Origin of the sequence: Natrialba aegyptia DSM 13077 (assembly GCF_000337535.1) — an archaeon.
GTDB lineage: Archaea > Halobacteriota > Halobacteria > Halobacteriales > Natrialbaceae > Natrialba > Natrialba aegyptia.
In genome coordinates this window covers 234,697-251,115 of record NZ_AOIP01000031.1, presented here as the reverse complement: position 1 = coordinate 251,115, position 16,419 = coordinate 234,697, and the positions used below count along the sequence as shown (strand labels likewise).

The following is a 16,419-nucleotide window of genomic DNA, read 5'->3' as shown; positions in this document are numbered from 1 at the left end:
CGAAAAGAGCGCAGAACGCGGGCGCCTGTTCGGACGGGCAGTCGCTACTCCGGCTTCCCGCCTTCGTCCTTCCCACCCGCAGCGCCATTCCAGGGCCCCATCTCCACGAGCCCGACCGCCTGCCCGTTGCGGTTCGGATCGGCCGCGCCCGTCAGGTCGTCGCTATCGGCGTCGATATCGATCGCCTGGACGTTCCCCAGCGCCTCGGACGAGTTCTCCCAGACCTGTCCCCAGTCCGCGGTCGTCTCGCGGACGTGATCCGGCACGCCCGCGTCCCACGAGATGTCGAGACACTCGCCGGTGTAGATCGTCGGCTCGGTGATCGACTCGAGCGGGTCGAGCCCGTAGACGTAGCGGTGCAGGATCGTCTGCACCGTCGCGGAGACGATCGTCCACCCGCCCGGCGAGCCGACGGTGAACTCGGGGACGCCGTCGCGGACCACCATCGTCGGACTCATGCTGCTCAGCGGCCGCTTCCAGGGCTCGACCTCGTTCGGGCCGCCGGGGACGGCATCGAAGTCCGTCAGTTCGTTGTTGAGCATGAATCCCCGACCCGGCACCATCATCCCGGAGCCCATGAACTGCTCGATCGTCGACGTGTACGAGACGGCGTTTCCGTCCGCGTCGACGACCGAGAAGTGCGTCGTCGACCCCGGGAAATAGGGGGAGGCGGGTGCGGCGGGCTGGTCTCCCGCTCCCGGCGGAACGCCGGGTTCGACGCACTCGCCGGCCCCGTAGTCCGCGAGCGTCTCCCCGATCGACACCTGCGCGGCGCGCCCCGACAGGTAGTCGTCGTCGAGTAGTCCGTCGATCGGAACGTCGACGAACTCCGGATCGCCCATGTACTCGTTCCGATCGGCCCAGGCCAACCGTATCGCCTCGGCGACGAGATGGTACGCCTCGGGTGAATCCCGGTCGTACGCCTCGAAATCGAGTTCTTCGAGCAGTTTGAGTATCATGATCACCGCGCTTGGCCCCGAACTCGGGAGGGGCTGGCCGACGATCTCCACGTCGCCCCACTCCGCTCGCACCGGGTCGTCGACCACGGCGTCGTACGCGGCGAGGTCGTCCGTCGTCATACTCCCGCCCGCTTCCTGCACCGTCGCCGCGAGATCGGCCGCGACGGGGCCACTGTAGAAGCCCGCCGTACCGAGGTGCTTGATCCAGAGGAGCGTCTCCGCTAGATCCTTATTGACGTACGTGTCGCCCGCCGAAAGCGGCTCTCCGTTCTCGTCCGAGTAGGCCTCCCGCGCCGCGTCGTTGAACTTCTCCCAGTTCGACTGGATCTGCGCCGCCAGGAACTCGTCTATGGAAAACCCGTTCCACGCCAACTTGATCGCGGGCGTGATCAGCCGCTGGCGCGGGCGCGAGCCGTGTCGTTCGCGCGCCGTCTCGAGCCCCGACACGGTCCCCGGCACGCCGACTGCCTCTCCCATCTGAATCCGCGTGTCGAACGGGATCGGATCGCCGTCCTCGTCGAGGAACATGTCCGATGTCGCGCCGTGTGGCGCGCGCTCGCGACTGTTGACGACGCTGAACTCGTCGTCCGCCGCGTCGTAGATGACCATGAATCCGCCGCCGCCGATTCCTGATCCATGTGGCTGCGTGACAGTCAGTACGTACTGCAGCGCGATGGCCGCGTCGACCGCGTTCCCGCCCTCCCGGAGGATCGTCGCTGCAACGCCCGAGGCGATCGGATCGACGCTCGAGACCATGCCGCCCGCCGCGGTGACCTGCTGTCCGCACCGGAAGTGGCGCTTGTCGCAGCTGAATCCCGGAACGTCGGTAACTTGCTGCGTGTCGGCGGCCGCCGGGATCGCCGCCGGACCGGCCGCGAGCGCTCCGGCAGCGATACCGGTCTGGGCCAGTAGCGACCGGCGACTGAGCGAGCCGCGCCGCGTCGCCTGTCGGTCGATACCGTCCGCTGTGGCGCTGTCTCGATCTTCGCCGGTCTCGACTCCGCGTGAGGGCTGGTCGTTCGTCATCGGTTGAATCCCAGAAACCGTTCATCATTTCCAATAATAATCGTTGTGGTGACTGTCACCGATACCGTCTCCCGTGATTCGCATGGTGACGCCTGCTGGAGCCAGTATTGTTCGACCAACAACCCCGCGGAACCGAATTACGATGTTGACTGCAAAATCGTCATTCTCCCGTTTTGTTGTACATGGATCCGGTACCCTCGGTACGTGAACGTGATGTTTGCGTCGGCTTCTCCGGGCGGTGGCGATGAAAAGAGGTTCGCGATCAGGTCGTCGATACAGTTGTATATCGGCGAGAGCTCAGTCGGGCCGGTATTTTCGAGTTCAGCGATCGTTTCAACGATCTGGGTTGCGGGGGCGTCCTGCTCGGTGTCGAGCGTTCGTCTCGTGAGTATCTCGTCGGAGTTTCCCGGGGACCCGATAATTTCGGTCATCGGTACCCGTGCCATTTTGGGCCGCGACTGTAACCGTTTGACTGGCCATTGCATGTCCAGTTGAGGCGACACTTTCGCGCTCTTCTCGCGTTCGTGCGGTGTCCGTCGTATTCTCGCTCCCGCTCGATGCCGGTCTCGGAGACAGCCAGAGTAGCCCGATCCAACCGACGGGTCAGAGCCCGTTTCGAATGCGAGCTTCGGCGTCCTCGAGTGCCTGTTCGCGGTCGAACTCGTCGACGATCGACCGGAGTTCGGCCTCGTCAGCGTCTGCCAGGTCACGCGCGTGCTCGGTCATGTTCGGCACGGCTCTGATGATGTTGTCGACGATCGGCACCGCCGCGACCTGGGGCGAGCGCGAGAGGGGGTTGAGGTCGATCACGATCTCGGTTTTGTCCATCTCCTGCAGGGCTTCCGCGCGGTCGCCGTCTTCGAGGGGAACGAGAACCACGTCAGCAGCGTGGATACCGTCGGCGTCCACCTTCGCGCGCTGGTGGTCGAGCTTCGGGATGCGAGCGTCCGCCGTCAGTCCTTTCACCTCGTCAGCCCCGTGCTCGCGCAGGTGCTCGGCGATGGCCTCGACTCGCTCCGGGGTTCGATTGAAGAGGTTCACCTCGAGATCGGCGTCGACCGCCGACGCGAGGTCGACCATCTCCTCGGGGACGAGCGCGGCGACGTTCCCGTTGATCGAGAGGACGGGCTGGTCGGCGAGCAGGAGGTGTGCGGCCGCCGCCCGCTCTGCCCCATCGGCGCTCGGAATCGTCTCCTCGCCGAGCAGGTAATCGAAGGCGCTGCCACGACCCTCGGCGTGCATCCCCTGGAGGTGGGTGATGCCCTTCTCGATGCCGGTTTCGATCCGGTGGCGAGTGAGTAGATCCTGGTATCTGGGATGGTCCGCCGGGATCTCCTCCTCGTGTTCGACATCAGCCGAAACGGTATCGTAATCGCTCACGATCGACCATCCGATTGCATCGATAAAAAGCGGCCCGATCCGTCCGCACCGACCGATTCTTCCCCGCGTCGCTCTCGCTCGCTACTCCGTGAAGGTGATCCAGCCCTCCGGAGCCTCCGCTTTCACGTCGTTCATCGCCTCGCGAGCGTCGGTCCGAGACTCGTAGGTCTGGGTGCTCTCGGCCATCGTCGACCCGAACTCGTCGACCAGCCGCCAGACCCACCCGTCCGTTTCTCCGTCTTCGTCGTCCGCCGTGTGCAACTCGAAGGAAACGCTGTCGATCTCGAGGATGCTCGCCGCCTCGATCAGCTCGCGTACGTTCTCGAGCGCCTCGCGCGCCAACTCGCTCGATTCGTGCATTTCGGAGCCGGTCGCAACCGTGCGCCCGTCCTCGTCGATCAGCCGCCACTGCCAGCGGTCGTCCTCGTCCGCGACGAGTTCGAACGACGCGACGTCGAAGTCGACGCGGCCGGCCATCGGCGCGAGCTGGCGCACCGTCTCGACCTGGGAGTAAAGCTCGTCCCGACTCGACGCGGTGTCGGTCGAACTCGCGAAGACGGTGCGCTCGCGGTCGACCAGCTCCCAGGACCAGCCGTCCTCGTCGGTGAGTCGGATCGCCGCGTCCTCGATCGTAAAGATCGGCGCATCGGCGGCGTTGGCCGTGAGCGTGTCGACGGTCGCAAGCACGGCCTCGCGCTTCGCGTAGGTACCCGTCGCGTCGGCGATTTCGTTGCGGTCGCGATCGAGCAGCCGGAAGCTCCAGTCGCCGTTCTCGTAGAGCTGGACCGTCACGTCGCCGATCGTGTAGGCCTGTGCGGATGCCGCCGACTCGCGAACGTCGGGAAGCGTGTCGACGAGTTCGTCTCGCGTCGCGGCGGTGTCGCCGGCGACGGCGACGGTTTCGCCGGACGGAAGCACGAATCGCCAGTGCCAGTCCTCGGATGCGTAGGTCTGGAAGATGGCCTCGTCCATCGTCCGCACGTCCGAATCGAGGTGCTCGAGCAGGCGGTTCATCGCCTCTCGGGCGGCGGCACGGGTCGGATGGGTTTCCGGGTCCTCGGCGACGAGTTTACCGGCCTCGTCGATCAGCCGCCAGCCCCACTCGTCGTCCTCGTTGACGAAGAGTTCGAACGCGGCGGTTTCGATCTCTAAGAGTTCGGCGTCGGGAGCCTGTTCTTTGAGCGTCATCATCGCCTCGGCGGCCTCGCCGCGCGAGGTGTGTTCCGCGCCGCTGTCGGCGAGCACGTTCCCGTCCTCGTCGATCAGCCGCCAGCGCCACTCACCGGAGTCCGCTTCGTAGACCTGGAACGCCGCCTCGTCGAACTCGATGAGATCGGCTTCGCTCGCTTGATCGCGAACGCGCTCGATCGCCTCGGTCGCCGTTTCGGTGTCGCGGTGGCGTTCGGTGCTTGCGGCGATCACGTCGCGATCCTCGGTGACGAGCCGCCAGTTCCAGTCCGGACCGTCGGTCGGATCCGCGTCGGCGTCGGTCTCGCCGTCGGCTGTCGTCGTTCCGCCATCCGTGGATACGAGTGTACTCCCCTCGCTCGCCGTCGCGGGCAGACTGTCGTCCTCGTCGTACGTGAGCTCGCGGTCGGGAGCGGGGTAGATTTCGTACTCCGCGTCGTCGATCTCGACGACGTCGGCGTCGCGGGCGTGCTCGCCGAACGTATCGGTCTCGTGTGCGGCGTCCGCCTCCGTCTCGGAGGCCGCCGGACTCTGTGCGACGATGTGTTCGGCCTCGTCGACGAGCCGCCAGCGCCACTGCTCGCCCGTCTGGTAGCGTTCGTAAGTCGGCTCGCCGGCCACCGTTACCGACGCCGAATCGAGCGTCGAGAGCAACGCACCGGCCGCCTCCTCCGCATCCCGCCGCGCGTCGAACTCGTCGGTGCAGGCGGCCAGCGCCGTATCCTGGTCGTCGACGAACCGCCACGTCCAGTCGCCGTTTCGCTCGTAGAGTTCGGCGCCGACGTGTTCGATGTCGAGCAGTCGCGCCTGGTCGAACTGCTCGGCGAACGTCCGTGCGGCCTGTTCGGCGCGCTCCTGGGTGCCGTAGCCGTCCTCGCCGGCGGCAAGCGGCGCGCGCTCGTCGTCGACCAGTTGCCAGTACCACTGATCGCGCTCTTCGGCGTAGGTAAACGCCGCCCCTTCGATCTCGATCACGTCCGCCGCCGGACCGCGATCCTTGAGGAAACTCACCGACTCCTCGGCACCGTCGCGCTCGCTGAACTCGCCGGCGCAGGTGCCGACGACGCTGCCGTCGTCGCGAGCGAGCGTCCACTGCCAGGAGCCGTCGCGGTCCTCGTACAGTCGGAACGCGGAGGTCGTCAGTTCCATCAGCCCGGCCGAGCTGATCTGGGACTGAACGCGTTCGATTCCCTCCGTCGCCTTTGGTCGGGTGACGGCGCTCTCGTTGCTCTTCGCCAGCGCTTCGAGGTGGAGCACGTGCCACTTCCAGTCCCCGTTTTCGTCGCGGAAAACCGCGAACTGTGCACCTTCGAGCGCGTCGCCGGTGAGTATCGGCGGTTCCTCCGTTTCGCCTTCCTCCGTGACGAACATGCCCTTGCGACCGGTCAGCACCGGAACGAGCGCGGTGACGCCCGCGATGATCCCGATACCGAGCGTGTAAACCAGAATGACCTGCACGCTGTAGTCAGTGCCGAGATTCCGCCAGTTGTAGGGATACGCCCAACCGAAGAATCCGACGCCGATGAACGCGATAATCAGTCCGACACCGCTCGCCTGAATCCCCCGTTTTCGAACGGGAAGCATCAGGACGATGCCGAAGAGACAGAGGGCAAGCCCCGTCGCGGCGATGACGCCGGAGGCGCGGATAATCCCGTACGCATCGATCTCGGCCGCGTAGCCGGCGATAAACGTCGTGACGCCCGCAATCGCGACGACGTAGCCGACGATGAATACCCAGTAGCCGTACACGTCCTTCGTCGAGTCGGGCTCCCCGACGTAGCGTTCGTACAACCGATACAGTTTGTGGTGAAGGTCACTGATCGAAGACATTCGAAATGTGACCGGAACACGGAAACCCACCATAATAAACCTCTGGCCATCAGACATATTTTAGACATATAACATCAGATACTGTTTGGCCGACAACGGTTTCAACTTTGATTTTTAGAACGGGACACCAGACCCCCGATTATCGGCGTTTTTAGCCGCGTCTGTGATTCGAATGGGCCGCTTGAAACACTCCCACTCCGGCTTGCCCTCGAACACCCCAACTTTGTGACTATGATAGTCACCACTATCGTGTTAACACCCTGCATTCTTCTGGAACGACTGTCAATGAGACGACTCGTCTTCGCCGTGCATCGACGGCAGTACTCGACCCTGTTTCGAGGATGAACTCGTGGCGGGCGCGGCAGCGAGACTGTCGACACGCTTACGAAAGCGTCGAGAACGGATCCGCAGACGGTCGATCGCCGGTTGGGGCCGGCAACGAGCGGGCGAGGTTTCAGGCTTCGAACTGCGTATGACCGGCCAGCGACGAGGGCTCGTCGCGCCCCGGCAGCGACGCGCTACTTCAGTAACGCTCCCGCGGGATGGGTCGCACAAACTGACGGCTCGTACCCCGCCGCCGAGAGCCCCGTCCCGAGCGCAAAGACCGTCTCGCCGAGCATCGCCATCGACGCCTGGCCGTTCTCGTCGGTCACGTCGCCGATCGTCTTTGCGACCTGGTCGGTCAGCAACTCCGCTTCGCGGGCGAACAGCCGCGAGGCGTACATAAACGAGAGGAGCGTCGGTTCCTCGACGACCCGCGAAAGCGCCTCCTTGCCGGCCGTTGTCAGCTGCTCCGTTTCGCCCGCGAGCACGTCCGCCGTCGAGAGTTCACCGAACGACACGTATTCGACGCGCGCTCGCGTGGGGATGGCGTCGAGTTCGTTCTCCTGCGGGCTCCCCGGTTCGAGACGGATCGGAATGCCGCCGTGAGCCTGTGCGACGACATCGCCCAACCCGGTGCCGGCCTGGACCTCCGCACCGTGGGCGACCGCCACGAGTTCGTTTCGCGAGAGTTTGCACTCGAAAACGCGATTCGCTGCGAGTGCGGTGCCAAGCGCCATCGCACCCGAGACGCCGAAGCCGGCACCCAGCGGGAGGTCGGACTCGGCTTCGATGCGAGCGACGACGCCGAGCGTCTCGAGAACGGTCTCGACCGGTTCGATATCGATCATTTCGCCGTCGAGGATGACGATCGACTCTGATGCCTCGTCGGATACCGATTCGACCGTGACCGTAACGCCATCGGTCAGCGTCAGTCCGGCACCGCGCGATCCCGCTTTCGTCGGATCGTCCGCCGGGTGCGCGCTGAAAAAGCCCGTTATGTGCCCTGGTACGAACGCCGTCGCCTCCTCGCGCATTGGCGACCCTTGCGACTCGGGGAGTATAACGTTGCGGATTCGAGCCACATTGTGGCCCTAGGGGCGGTTTTGTTACTGCTATCACACGTCTCAGGTTTCCGTCCGAGCCCCCGTTCGATTCGAGACGGTCACGGTGACAAGTCTAGATTCGATCCGCCGCAGCGTCTGCCCGACTGAACTCGCAGAACAGTCCAGTTCCGCCGCGATATCTTCGTAGGTCGCCTCTCGTGGAACCTCGTAATAGCCGCACTCGTAGGCGGTGAGCAAGACCTCGCGCTGGCGGGTCGTGAGTTCGTGAAACTGCCGACTGGCGGTGTGATCGTACTCCATAACGGCTTCGACGGTGAGCTCGGCGAGATCGCGCGTCTCGGCGACGAGTTGCTGGATGTCCTTGCTCGGCCCCGCGACCGTCACCCGCAGGGACGACTGTGCAGGGTCGACGAACACCATGGGATACTGCACCAACACCCCGTAACTCCGATGGATTTCGAGAATCGCTCGGTTGAACTCGGTCGGGTGGTAGCGAAGCTGGACCATCGTCGTTTGATCGGTGTCGAGAATCTCGCAGTCCACCAGGCGCGGCAGGTCCTCGTCGAAGGACCGCCGAACTGCCGGTACTTCGCCCGTCACCTCGAGAAACACCGTTATCGTCCCGTCCGTAAGGATGTCTACCTCGTGGATCGCCTCGAGTGTCACCCCGTTCGCCCGAAACCGAAGTTCCGTCGGATCGAAGTACCTCTCCCGTGGAGTGACAATATATGTCACTCTCTTCATGTAGTCAGACGACAATAACCATTGGTAAAAACGTTCCGAAGCAAGTGAAGGCGGTGATTCGTTAAGCGGAGGATGTCATAGAAATCCTCCACGGTGCGGAGGCTGATTACAGCCACATATGTGATGGGTTTTCTAGAAAGTGGATCCTCTGTACTTACCGTTTGTCGGGTAGTCACAGAGAGAGTATGGGAACAGTTCTATGACACTCTGGCCAATAGCAATGATGACGTGATGAAACTATTCCGACTACTCAAATAATATAATCTTTTCTGTCTATAAATTCAATCTCTATTAGGATATAAATATGTTTTGTTTCATCGTACACTCTCATGGAGAGGTAAGCCTTCGTTCAGCAGCGCGGAATCGCCCGGCACAATCGCATACTGCGTTCACTCAGCCTCCGGGTAGGGATAGCCGAGAATTTTAGAGGATCTGTAACAAGTTTCTTCTCGACAATCTTTCTCAGTGACTGATCTGTGAGTATACTACACCACTAGCCGTTACTGTCTTTACCGCTTATTTCGATGGCGTATACCAGCTATACAGGTGCTTAGACCCTGTTCTGAACCTCGAGTTCATAATCGGCGCTGAAGAGTTCAGGAGAGATATCGGGAAACAAAGATCCGGTCCTATTCACAAGCCGACCAATCAGTTCGTTCGACACTGGCCCGGGATCGTCAGACGCCCGTCTGCCAAACAGTTATTAGTAATCACCAATAATAATCGAATGCCCATCCAGGCGAGTTCGTCTGGAGGCATCCCCCCCATCCGCTTGTCAATCCATCCCCCCCATCCAGTGAGCAAGCACGCGGCTGGGTTTGCGGCCTGCGAGCGCGGCGAACTTCGCCGTGCGCTCGCCGCTCCCCCTTCTGGTCGTCTTACAACGGAATCGTTGTCAGTAGCGTCGAGCACAACAGTGTCGTCGCGAGTAGTAATGCGGGTATATCGAGGCGAGAGAACGAGAGTGGAGGCAGCGTCGGGTTCCAGGCGAAACAGCGCGCTCGGAGAGCGAGCGAGAGGCGGTCGGCTCGATCGAACGCGCGCGAGAGTCCGAGCAGTGCGATCGTTCCGGCGCGTTCGTGGGCGTGTCGCTGGGCGCCGAGTCGGGCGGCCATGGCGTCTCGAATCGTTTGGATGTCCGCCCGAAGAACGGGGAGGAATCGAAAGAGAAGCGCGACGCCGATACCGAGAAGGTGGCCGGGACGGCCGGGGATCGTCCGCTGGATGGCGGCTCGGGAGTCGCGGACGCGCGTCGAGCGGACGGCAGCCGTGCTGACGAGGAGCACGAGCAACACTCGATAGCTCGCGAGAGCGGTGGTGAGTCCGGCGTCGGTCTCGATCCATGGTGGGCCGAGCGTGAGGGCGGCGAGCAGCGGTGCCAGTGACAGGATGACGAGCGCGTAGCGGGCGGCGATGACCGCCCGGATCGGTGAGACGCCGGCAGCGGCCAGCATTCCGATTGCGAGCGCCGAGAGTACGAGGATTGCACGCGGACCGGTGTGTGTCAGTGCAGCCGCGGCGAATCCGAGCTGGACGGCGAGCTTCGACCGCGGGTCGAGTCGGTGGGCGAGCGTATCGTCGGGAACGTAGGTGAGCATACTCTGGACGGAGGCGACGGATCACAGGATCGCGAGTTCAGCACAGTCGTCGAGTGCCTGTTCGGGTGGCTCGTCGATGATGATCTGGCCGTCCTGCATACCGATCACGCGGTCTGCGAGGTCGCGGATCTCGCGCAGGTCGTGGGTCGCCAGCAGAACGCCCGTCCCGCGGTCGGAGAGCGATTCGAGTCGCGAGCGGACGGAGCGGCGGGCGGGCGTATCGAGACCGGTGAAGGGTTCGTCGAGGACGAGGTACGATGGTTTCATCGCGAGCGCGCCCGCGATGGCGACGCGGGCCTGCTCGCCGCCCGAGAGGGTTTCGATGCGGTCGTCCTCTCGGTCGGCCATGTTCACCGCCTCGAGGGCGGCCGTGACGCGGCTGTCGATCTCCGGGCGATCGAGTCCAAGGTTCTCCGGGCCGAACGCCACGTCCGCGCCGACGGTCGCGGCGACGAACTGGTCGCGCGGGTGCTGAAAGACCATGCCGACGGTCGAGCGTGCGGCGATCAGGTCCGCTTCGACCCGCGTGCCGTCGACCAGCACGGTGCCGCTGTCGGGCGTGAGAAGCCCGTTGCAGTGGCGCAGCAGGGTCGTCTTCCCGCTGCCGTTCGGGCCGACGAGAACGACGAACTCTCCGTTTTCGATCGTCAGCGACAGGTCCTCGAGGACGGACACGTCGTCGAAGCCGTACGTGACGGATCTGAACTCGATCATCGAACTCGGGTCGGCGAGAGGCGGCCGCTTCTGACGATGGCGATCGCGGCGGCGATCTTTACGATTTCACCGGGGATGAACGGCAGTGCACCGGCGGTAACCGCCTCCCAGGCGTTCAGTTCCAGTATCAGGCTCATGTACGCCGACCCCATCCCGTAGATGAGAGTCGTTGCGGCAACGAGTGCGGTGACGACGACGGGCAGCGAGACGTTCGCCGGGTCTCGAACGTCGGTTCCGCGATGAACGAAGAGCCCGATAAGCGCCGCCGCGAACGGGTACGACCAGAGGTAGCCGCCGCTCTGGCCGAACAGAACGCCGAGGCCCGCGTTAAACCCGGCAAAGACAGGTACTCCGACGGCACCGGCGATAAGATAGAGGACCATCGAAAACGCGCTCCAGACCGGTCCGAGAACGAGTCCGGCGAGGAAGACGAACAGAACTTGCAGCGTGATCGGAGCCGGCGAGAACGGCAGCGGAATCGCAACCGGTGCAACCGCACCGAGAAGCGCCGCGAGCAACGCCGCGCGAGCGAATCGATGCACGGCGGCGTCGCCGACGAGTTCAACCTCACGCTGATCTGTTTCCATGCCACCGCCTCGTTCGTAAACCGTGATCAAAACTTCGGTTTTCGAGGTGGGACCGACCGCGACGATCGGCGGGAGCGGAAGCCGGTTTACACCCACTCATAGCCTCATTCTCGCCCGCTTCGAGACAGCGCGGGTTCGAAAGCGGTCGCTTCCTGTCGCAGTCCGTTACCGTCACCGTCGCTGCGTAGTGCTGCCAGTCGCCGCTGAACTCGCGTTGTCCGCCGGCGAGTCGCATCTCGCTTGTCTCTGCCATAGCGTAACAAGTGATTGTGTCAGCGCGGGTGCTGAAACGACCGGCGAGCTTATGCGCGGATTCGGTCGGGTGATGGAAAACGATGTGGGGTGGTACTGCATACCATTTGGATCGGGAGAATCGCACAGCGGGACGGCGATACCGGTGCTCTACTCGAGGCGCGAGACGGGGCGTATCCTGTCGGCGTTCGCGTTCGAGGGACAGGTACTCGCGGCGGTCACGGCGGGATGGCGGATGCGACGGTGATGGCGGCCGGCGTCGCGGTGGTCGGCGATGACGCGGGCGCGCACACGAACAGTCACAGTCGTCGCGGTCGCGGGTCTGCTGATCACGAGCATGGCCGCAGTCGCGCTGCTCGGAACTGACCGTCCCGGCGTGGGGAGCGACGAGCCGAACACCGAGTTCGGCGACGCACCCGCGTCTTCGCCCTCCGCTTCGACGCCCGGCGTTGCTAGCGACGGAGGCGGCGCGGAATCGTCGCCGACACCGCTTGCGACGGTCGATTCGACGGCGACGGATCGTGACGGCGTCACCGCCGATGGCACGCACCCGCAACCGGACCAGGCCATCCTCACTCAGGAGCTCGAAACCGCCGTCGAGGAGGGTGTCGATCGCGGGGTTGAACTCGTACAGGCTCAGGGCGTCGAGGTGACACAGGACCAGCGCGTGGCTGCGATGGACGCTGCCAACGCAACCGCCGCACAGTACCAGGAAGCCGACGCGCAGCAGGTACAGGCGGCGACAACGGGTGCGGTACACGGGACGCTGATTCAGGAACAGCGAGTGAACGCGACGCAGATTCAGGCCGCCATCGCCGGGGCGACGGACGGTGCGCTCGCACAGCACCAGACGGCGACTGCGAGTCAGTTGCAGAGTGCGGCCTGGGGCGCGACACACGGAGCGCTCGCCCAGGGACAGCGCGTGACGGTCGAACAGCTCCAGGTCGCAACGTACGGAGCTGCGACGGGTGCCGCGAGTTCGGCCGGCGAGCACGAGGTGGACGACCAGCCGACGGTTCAGGAGGCGGCACAGGGGGCTGCCTATGGTGCGCTGGCACAGTACCAGCAACTCACCGCGGAGCAGCGCCAGGCGATACCGGTCGAGCACGCACAGCACGCGGCGGCGGGTGCTGCGGCGGGGACGCTCGAGGGGAGCACGGAGACGGCGCTCGAGCAAGACCAGCAGATCGAGGCCGACCAGCGCCAGCGGGCGACGATCAAGGAGATCCAGACGGCGGCGAAGGGGGCGGCTGCGGGCGCGCTCGTCCAGCAACAGACCGTCTCGGTCGAGCAGACCCAATCCGCAGCGCGGGGTGCGGGTGCGGGTGCGATCAAGCAGGTGCAGTCGGTCCGCGTCGAGCAGGTCCAGCGGCTGTCGACGGCGAAGATCGAAGAGGCCGCACACGGCGCGGCGACGGGGGCGATCACCCAGTCGCAGGAGGCCACCGTCGAGCAGATTCAGGCGGCGGCTGACGGCGGTGCGCAGGGCGTGCTCGTCCAGCACCAGGAGGTGTCGATCACGCAGATCCAGGCCGCCGCGACGGGTGCGTCGAAGGGGGCGGTCGAGTCGGCGATCCAGTACCAGGTCGTCGAGATCGAGCAAATTCAGGCCGTCGCCCGCGGTGCCGGCGAGGGGGCCGTGATTCAGACGCAGGTCGTCACCGTTACGCAGGTCCAGCGCCTCGCCGCGGGGAGTGCGCAGGGAGCACTGACCCAGTACCAGGAGGCGACCGTCACCCAGCTACAGGTGGCGGCCACGAGCGCGAGTCAGGAGACGGCACGGGCGATCCAGTCCCAGCGGATCTCCCTCACGCAACTTCAGACGCTGACCGCCGAAACCGCAGCCGAGACGACGAGTTACGCCGTCCAGCAAGGGATCGACGACGAGACTCGGCTCGTCCAGTACGTCGAGATCGAGGTCACCCAGCGTATCGAGGAGATCGACGAACTCGAGGGCAACGCCTCGATCTCGTTCTCGAACCAGAACACGACGGGCGAGACCGTCGAAATCGACGCGGTGTCCCTTTCGGAAGGCGGCTTCGTCGCGATCTACAACGATACGACCGCGGCTCTCGACCCCGACGACGTGATCGGCGTCTCATCATACCTCGAGCCCGGCGACCACGAAAACGTCGCAATCGAACTCGAGGAACCGCTCGAGGCCGACCAGGCGCTCACCGCGGCCGTCCACCATGATACGACCGGCGACGAGACGTTCCGCTACGTCGAGCGAGCCGGCGGCGACGACGACCCGTACGTCACCGAGGGCGGCGCGCCGGTACTCGATACGGCGTTCGTCACCGTCGATGAATCCGACGCTCCCGACGGGCGCGAGGCCTCCCTCTCGGTGAGCGACCAAACCGGCGACGGAGAGACGCTACTCGTCGACGAGGCGAACGCCTCCGTCGACTACCTGGTGAGCGCCACCTACGACGGCGAGCGCGTCGACAGCGACACCATCGATGCGGGCGACGCCGTCTCGGCGTTCGAACTCGAACTCGAGCCGCCGATCACGGAGGATAGCCCCATCGCGGTCTCGGTTCGAGCGGCGGACGACGACGAGGCGCTCGCGAACGAGACGATCGAGTTCACGATCGACGAGCCGATCGATCCCGAGGCCGTCCTGTCCGTCGGCGACCAGACCGGCGACGGCGAGTCGCTGACGATCGAGACGGCCAACGCGTCGGTCGACTACGCGCTGACGGTCGCCGACGAGAACGGGACGCAACTCGCTGAGACGGAACCGTTCGACGCCGGCGAGGCGATCGAGAACGAAACGATCGACCTCGAGACGCCGCTCGAATCGAGTTCGCTGCTCGAGGTGTCGCTCGTCGCCGTCGAGGAGAACCGGACGCTGGAAACGGAGCTGCTCGAGTACACGGTCGACGAGTCGTTCCAGGTCGAGTTCACCAACTGCACGCGGGCCGAGGTGACGGGGACGTTCGAGGAGGGCGAGCGGATCGCCGCGAGCACGGGCTTTTACGCCGCCGGCGGGTTCGGGAACACGATCATCGAGGACTTCGTCAGGATCGGCGAGGACACCGAAGCGCCGTTCACGGGAACGATCGTCTTCGAGGTCGGCGCGGAAGACGAGTTCGACGGCGAGACCGTCACCGTCGGCGTGCCCGAGTACGGCACCTTCGGCACCTACATCTCCGGCATCAGCTCGCCGGAGGCGATTCCGTTCGCCGGCATCGACCATCCGAATCCGCAGGCGCAGGCGTGCAACGAGGAGGTTCGGCCGGCGGAGCCCGCAATCGCCGTCGAGGAGACGACCGTCGTCGACGCCGATCCGGATGCGCCCGTCATCGATGTGACGTTCGGTTCCGAGAACCCGAACGACGTCGCGCTGCCGGGAATCAGCGAGTTCATCGACGGGACGACCGACGAGGAACCGATCGACGCGCTCGAGCCCGGCGAGGACGAGTTCACCGTCGAGTGGACGCCCGCGGACGAGGACGAACGGCTGGTCTGGCAGTTCGACCTCGCTCACTTCGGGTACGAGGAGCCGCTGATCGCCGAGACGCCGACGGCAGGAGAGATCCTCGGGGAGACCGACCCCGCCGCGTTCGCGGTCGAGATCACCGAGACGAACTCGCCGGTCGAGCAGGGCGACCCGCTCGAGGTCGAGGCGCTCGTCGAGAACGTCGGCGGCGAAACCGGCGAGCAGGACGTGGAATTCGCTCTCGACGGTACCGTCGTCAATGCAACCGCTCTCGAACTCGATGCCAATAGCTCTGAAACGGTCTCGCTGAGTGCGGAGACATCCGAGATCGAGCCCGGCGAGTACACGGCGACGGTCGCAACCGAGAACGAGACCGCAGAGACGACGGTGACGATCGAAGAGCCGCCCGATCCCGCCGCGTTCGCCGTCGAAATCGACGGGACGAACTCGCCGGTCGAGCAAGGCGATCCGCTCGAGGTCGACGCGCTGATCGAAAACGTCGGGGACGAAGCTGGCGAGCAGGACGTGGAACTCGCGCTCGACGGCACCGTCGTCGATTCGACGAGCGTCGCGCTCGACCCCGCTGCCACCGAAACGGTCTCGCTGAGTGCGGAGACGAGTGAACTCGAGCCCGGCGAGTACGCGGCGACGGTCGCGACCGAGAACGAAACCGCTGAGACGACCGTCACCGTCGCGGAGCCGGCCGATCCCGCCGAGTTCAGTATCGTCGATCTCTCGGCACCCTCGTCCTTCGTCGCCGGGCAGGACGTGACCGTCGCCGCGACGATCACGAACACGGGTGATCGACCGGGTAGCCAGCCGGTTACCTACAGCGTCGACGGAACGACGATCGCCGAGGACGAAACTGAACTCGATCCGGGTGAAACGACGGTGCTGACGTTCTCGTCGACGATTCCGGAGGGTGAGTCGACGCACACCGTCGCGACGGCGGACGAACAGGCGTCGGTGACGATCGAAGGCATTGCGGTCCCGGCCGACGAGTCGCCGGCTGACGAGCCGATCGAAGAGGCCCCGACGGAGAACGGCGACGGCGGATCGCCCGCCGGAGCGTCGCCGGACGAGTCGACCACCGAGGACGCTACCGATGGATCGCCGCCGACGAACGGAACTGAGGCGGAGTCCGCCGACGAGTCGGCTGCTGAAGCTTCACCGGGGGACGACACGACGGAAGATAACGCGATAGCCGACACGGCCATTCCCGATTCCGAATCGATCGAGCCCGGTGCTCAGCAGGAGACGAACGGTGCTGCTCCGAACGAGACGGGGACCTAGCTACTGGTGATATTA

11 protein-coding genes are annotated in these 16,419 nt (G+C 64.7%); 1 reads left to right on the top strand and 10 read right to left on the bottom strand.

The features are described 5' to 3' along the window. Positions 1-44: 44 nt before the first annotated feature. The 10 genes from ggt to C480_RS23485 form a co-directional block, all read right to left on the bottom strand. A complete protein-coding gene (gene ggt / locus C480_RS12325; protein ID WP_006665947.1) occupies positions 45-1,985 on the bottom strand; it encodes a gamma-glutamyltransferase in 1,941 nt (646 codons plus the stop codon). 137 nt (positions 1,986-2,122) lie between these two features. Next, positions 2,123-2,416 carry a HalOD1 output domain-containing protein gene (locus tag C480_RS12320; RefSeq protein WP_049903635.1) on the bottom strand — a complete coding sequence of 98 codons (294 nt, stop codon included), beginning with the start codon at positions 2,414-2,416 and terminating at the stop codon, positions 2,123-2,125. A 172-nt stretch (positions 2,417-2,588) separates the two neighbouring features. Continuing rightward, positions 2,589-3,365, bottom strand: coding sequence for a 4-phosphopantoate--beta-alanine ligase (locus tag C480_RS12315; protein ID WP_006665945.1), 777 nt, complete (start codon positions 3,363-3,365; stop codon positions 2,589-2,591). Positions 3,366-3,446: 81 nt separating this feature from the next. Further along, positions 3,447-6,383: a YegP family protein gene (locus C480_RS12310; protein ID WP_006665944.1), complete on the bottom strand. Its 2,937-nt coding sequence runs from the start codon at positions 6,381-6,383 to the stop codon at positions 3,447-3,449. Positions 6,384-6,901: 518 nt separating this feature from the next. Further along, the gene (locus C480_RS12305; protein ID WP_006665943.1) at positions 6,902-7,741 is read right to left on the bottom strand and encodes a pantoate kinase; all 840 of its coding nucleotides are present in this window, start codon (positions 7,739-7,741) and stop codon (positions 6,902-6,904) included. A gap of 90 nt (positions 7,742-7,831) precedes the next feature. Next, complete coding sequence (locus C480_RS12300) at positions 7,832-8,515, bottom strand: helix-turn-helix domain-containing protein (RefSeq protein ID WP_152424052.1); 684 nt, start codon at positions 8,513-8,515, stop codon at positions 7,832-7,834. A gap of 878 nt (positions 8,516-9,393) precedes the next feature. Continuing rightward, the gene (locus C480_RS12295; RefSeq protein ID WP_006665941.1) at positions 9,394-10,113 is read right to left on the bottom strand and encodes an energy-coupling factor transporter transmembrane component T family protein; all 720 of its coding nucleotides are present in this window, start codon (positions 10,111-10,113) and stop codon (positions 9,394-9,396) included. Between the two features lie 21 nt (positions 10,114-10,134). Beyond that, on the bottom strand, positions 10,135-10,827 hold the full coding sequence (locus C480_RS12290) for an energy-coupling factor ABC transporter ATP-binding protein (RefSeq protein ID WP_006665940.1): 693 nt from the start codon (positions 10,825-10,827) through the stop codon (positions 10,135-10,137). Then, positions 10,824-11,414 (bottom strand): biotin transporter BioY, encoded by a 591-nt coding sequence (locus C480_RS12285; RefSeq protein WP_049903701.1) that lies wholly within the window; start codon positions 11,412-11,414, stop codon positions 10,824-10,826. The genes C480_RS12290 and C480_RS12285 overlap by 4 nt, the downstream gene beginning before the upstream one ends. 402 nt (positions 11,415-11,816) lie before the next feature. Continuing rightward, complete coding sequence (locus tag C480_RS23485; RefSeq protein ID WP_161607006.1) at positions 11,817-11,957, bottom strand: hypothetical protein; 141 nt, start codon at positions 11,955-11,957, stop codon at positions 11,817-11,819. On the opposite strand from C480_RS23485, the gene C480_RS12280 reads away from it, so the two are divergent. Further along, positions 11,941-16,404 carry a DUF7282 domain-containing protein gene (locus C480_RS12280; RefSeq protein ID WP_049903633.1) on the top strand — a complete coding sequence of 1,488 codons (4,464 nt, stop codon included), beginning with the start codon at positions 11,941-11,943 and terminating at the stop codon, positions 16,402-16,404. The two genes, C480_RS23485 and C480_RS12280, sit on opposite strands and share 17 nt — an antisense overlap. Positions 16,405-16,419 lie beyond the last annotated feature (15 nt).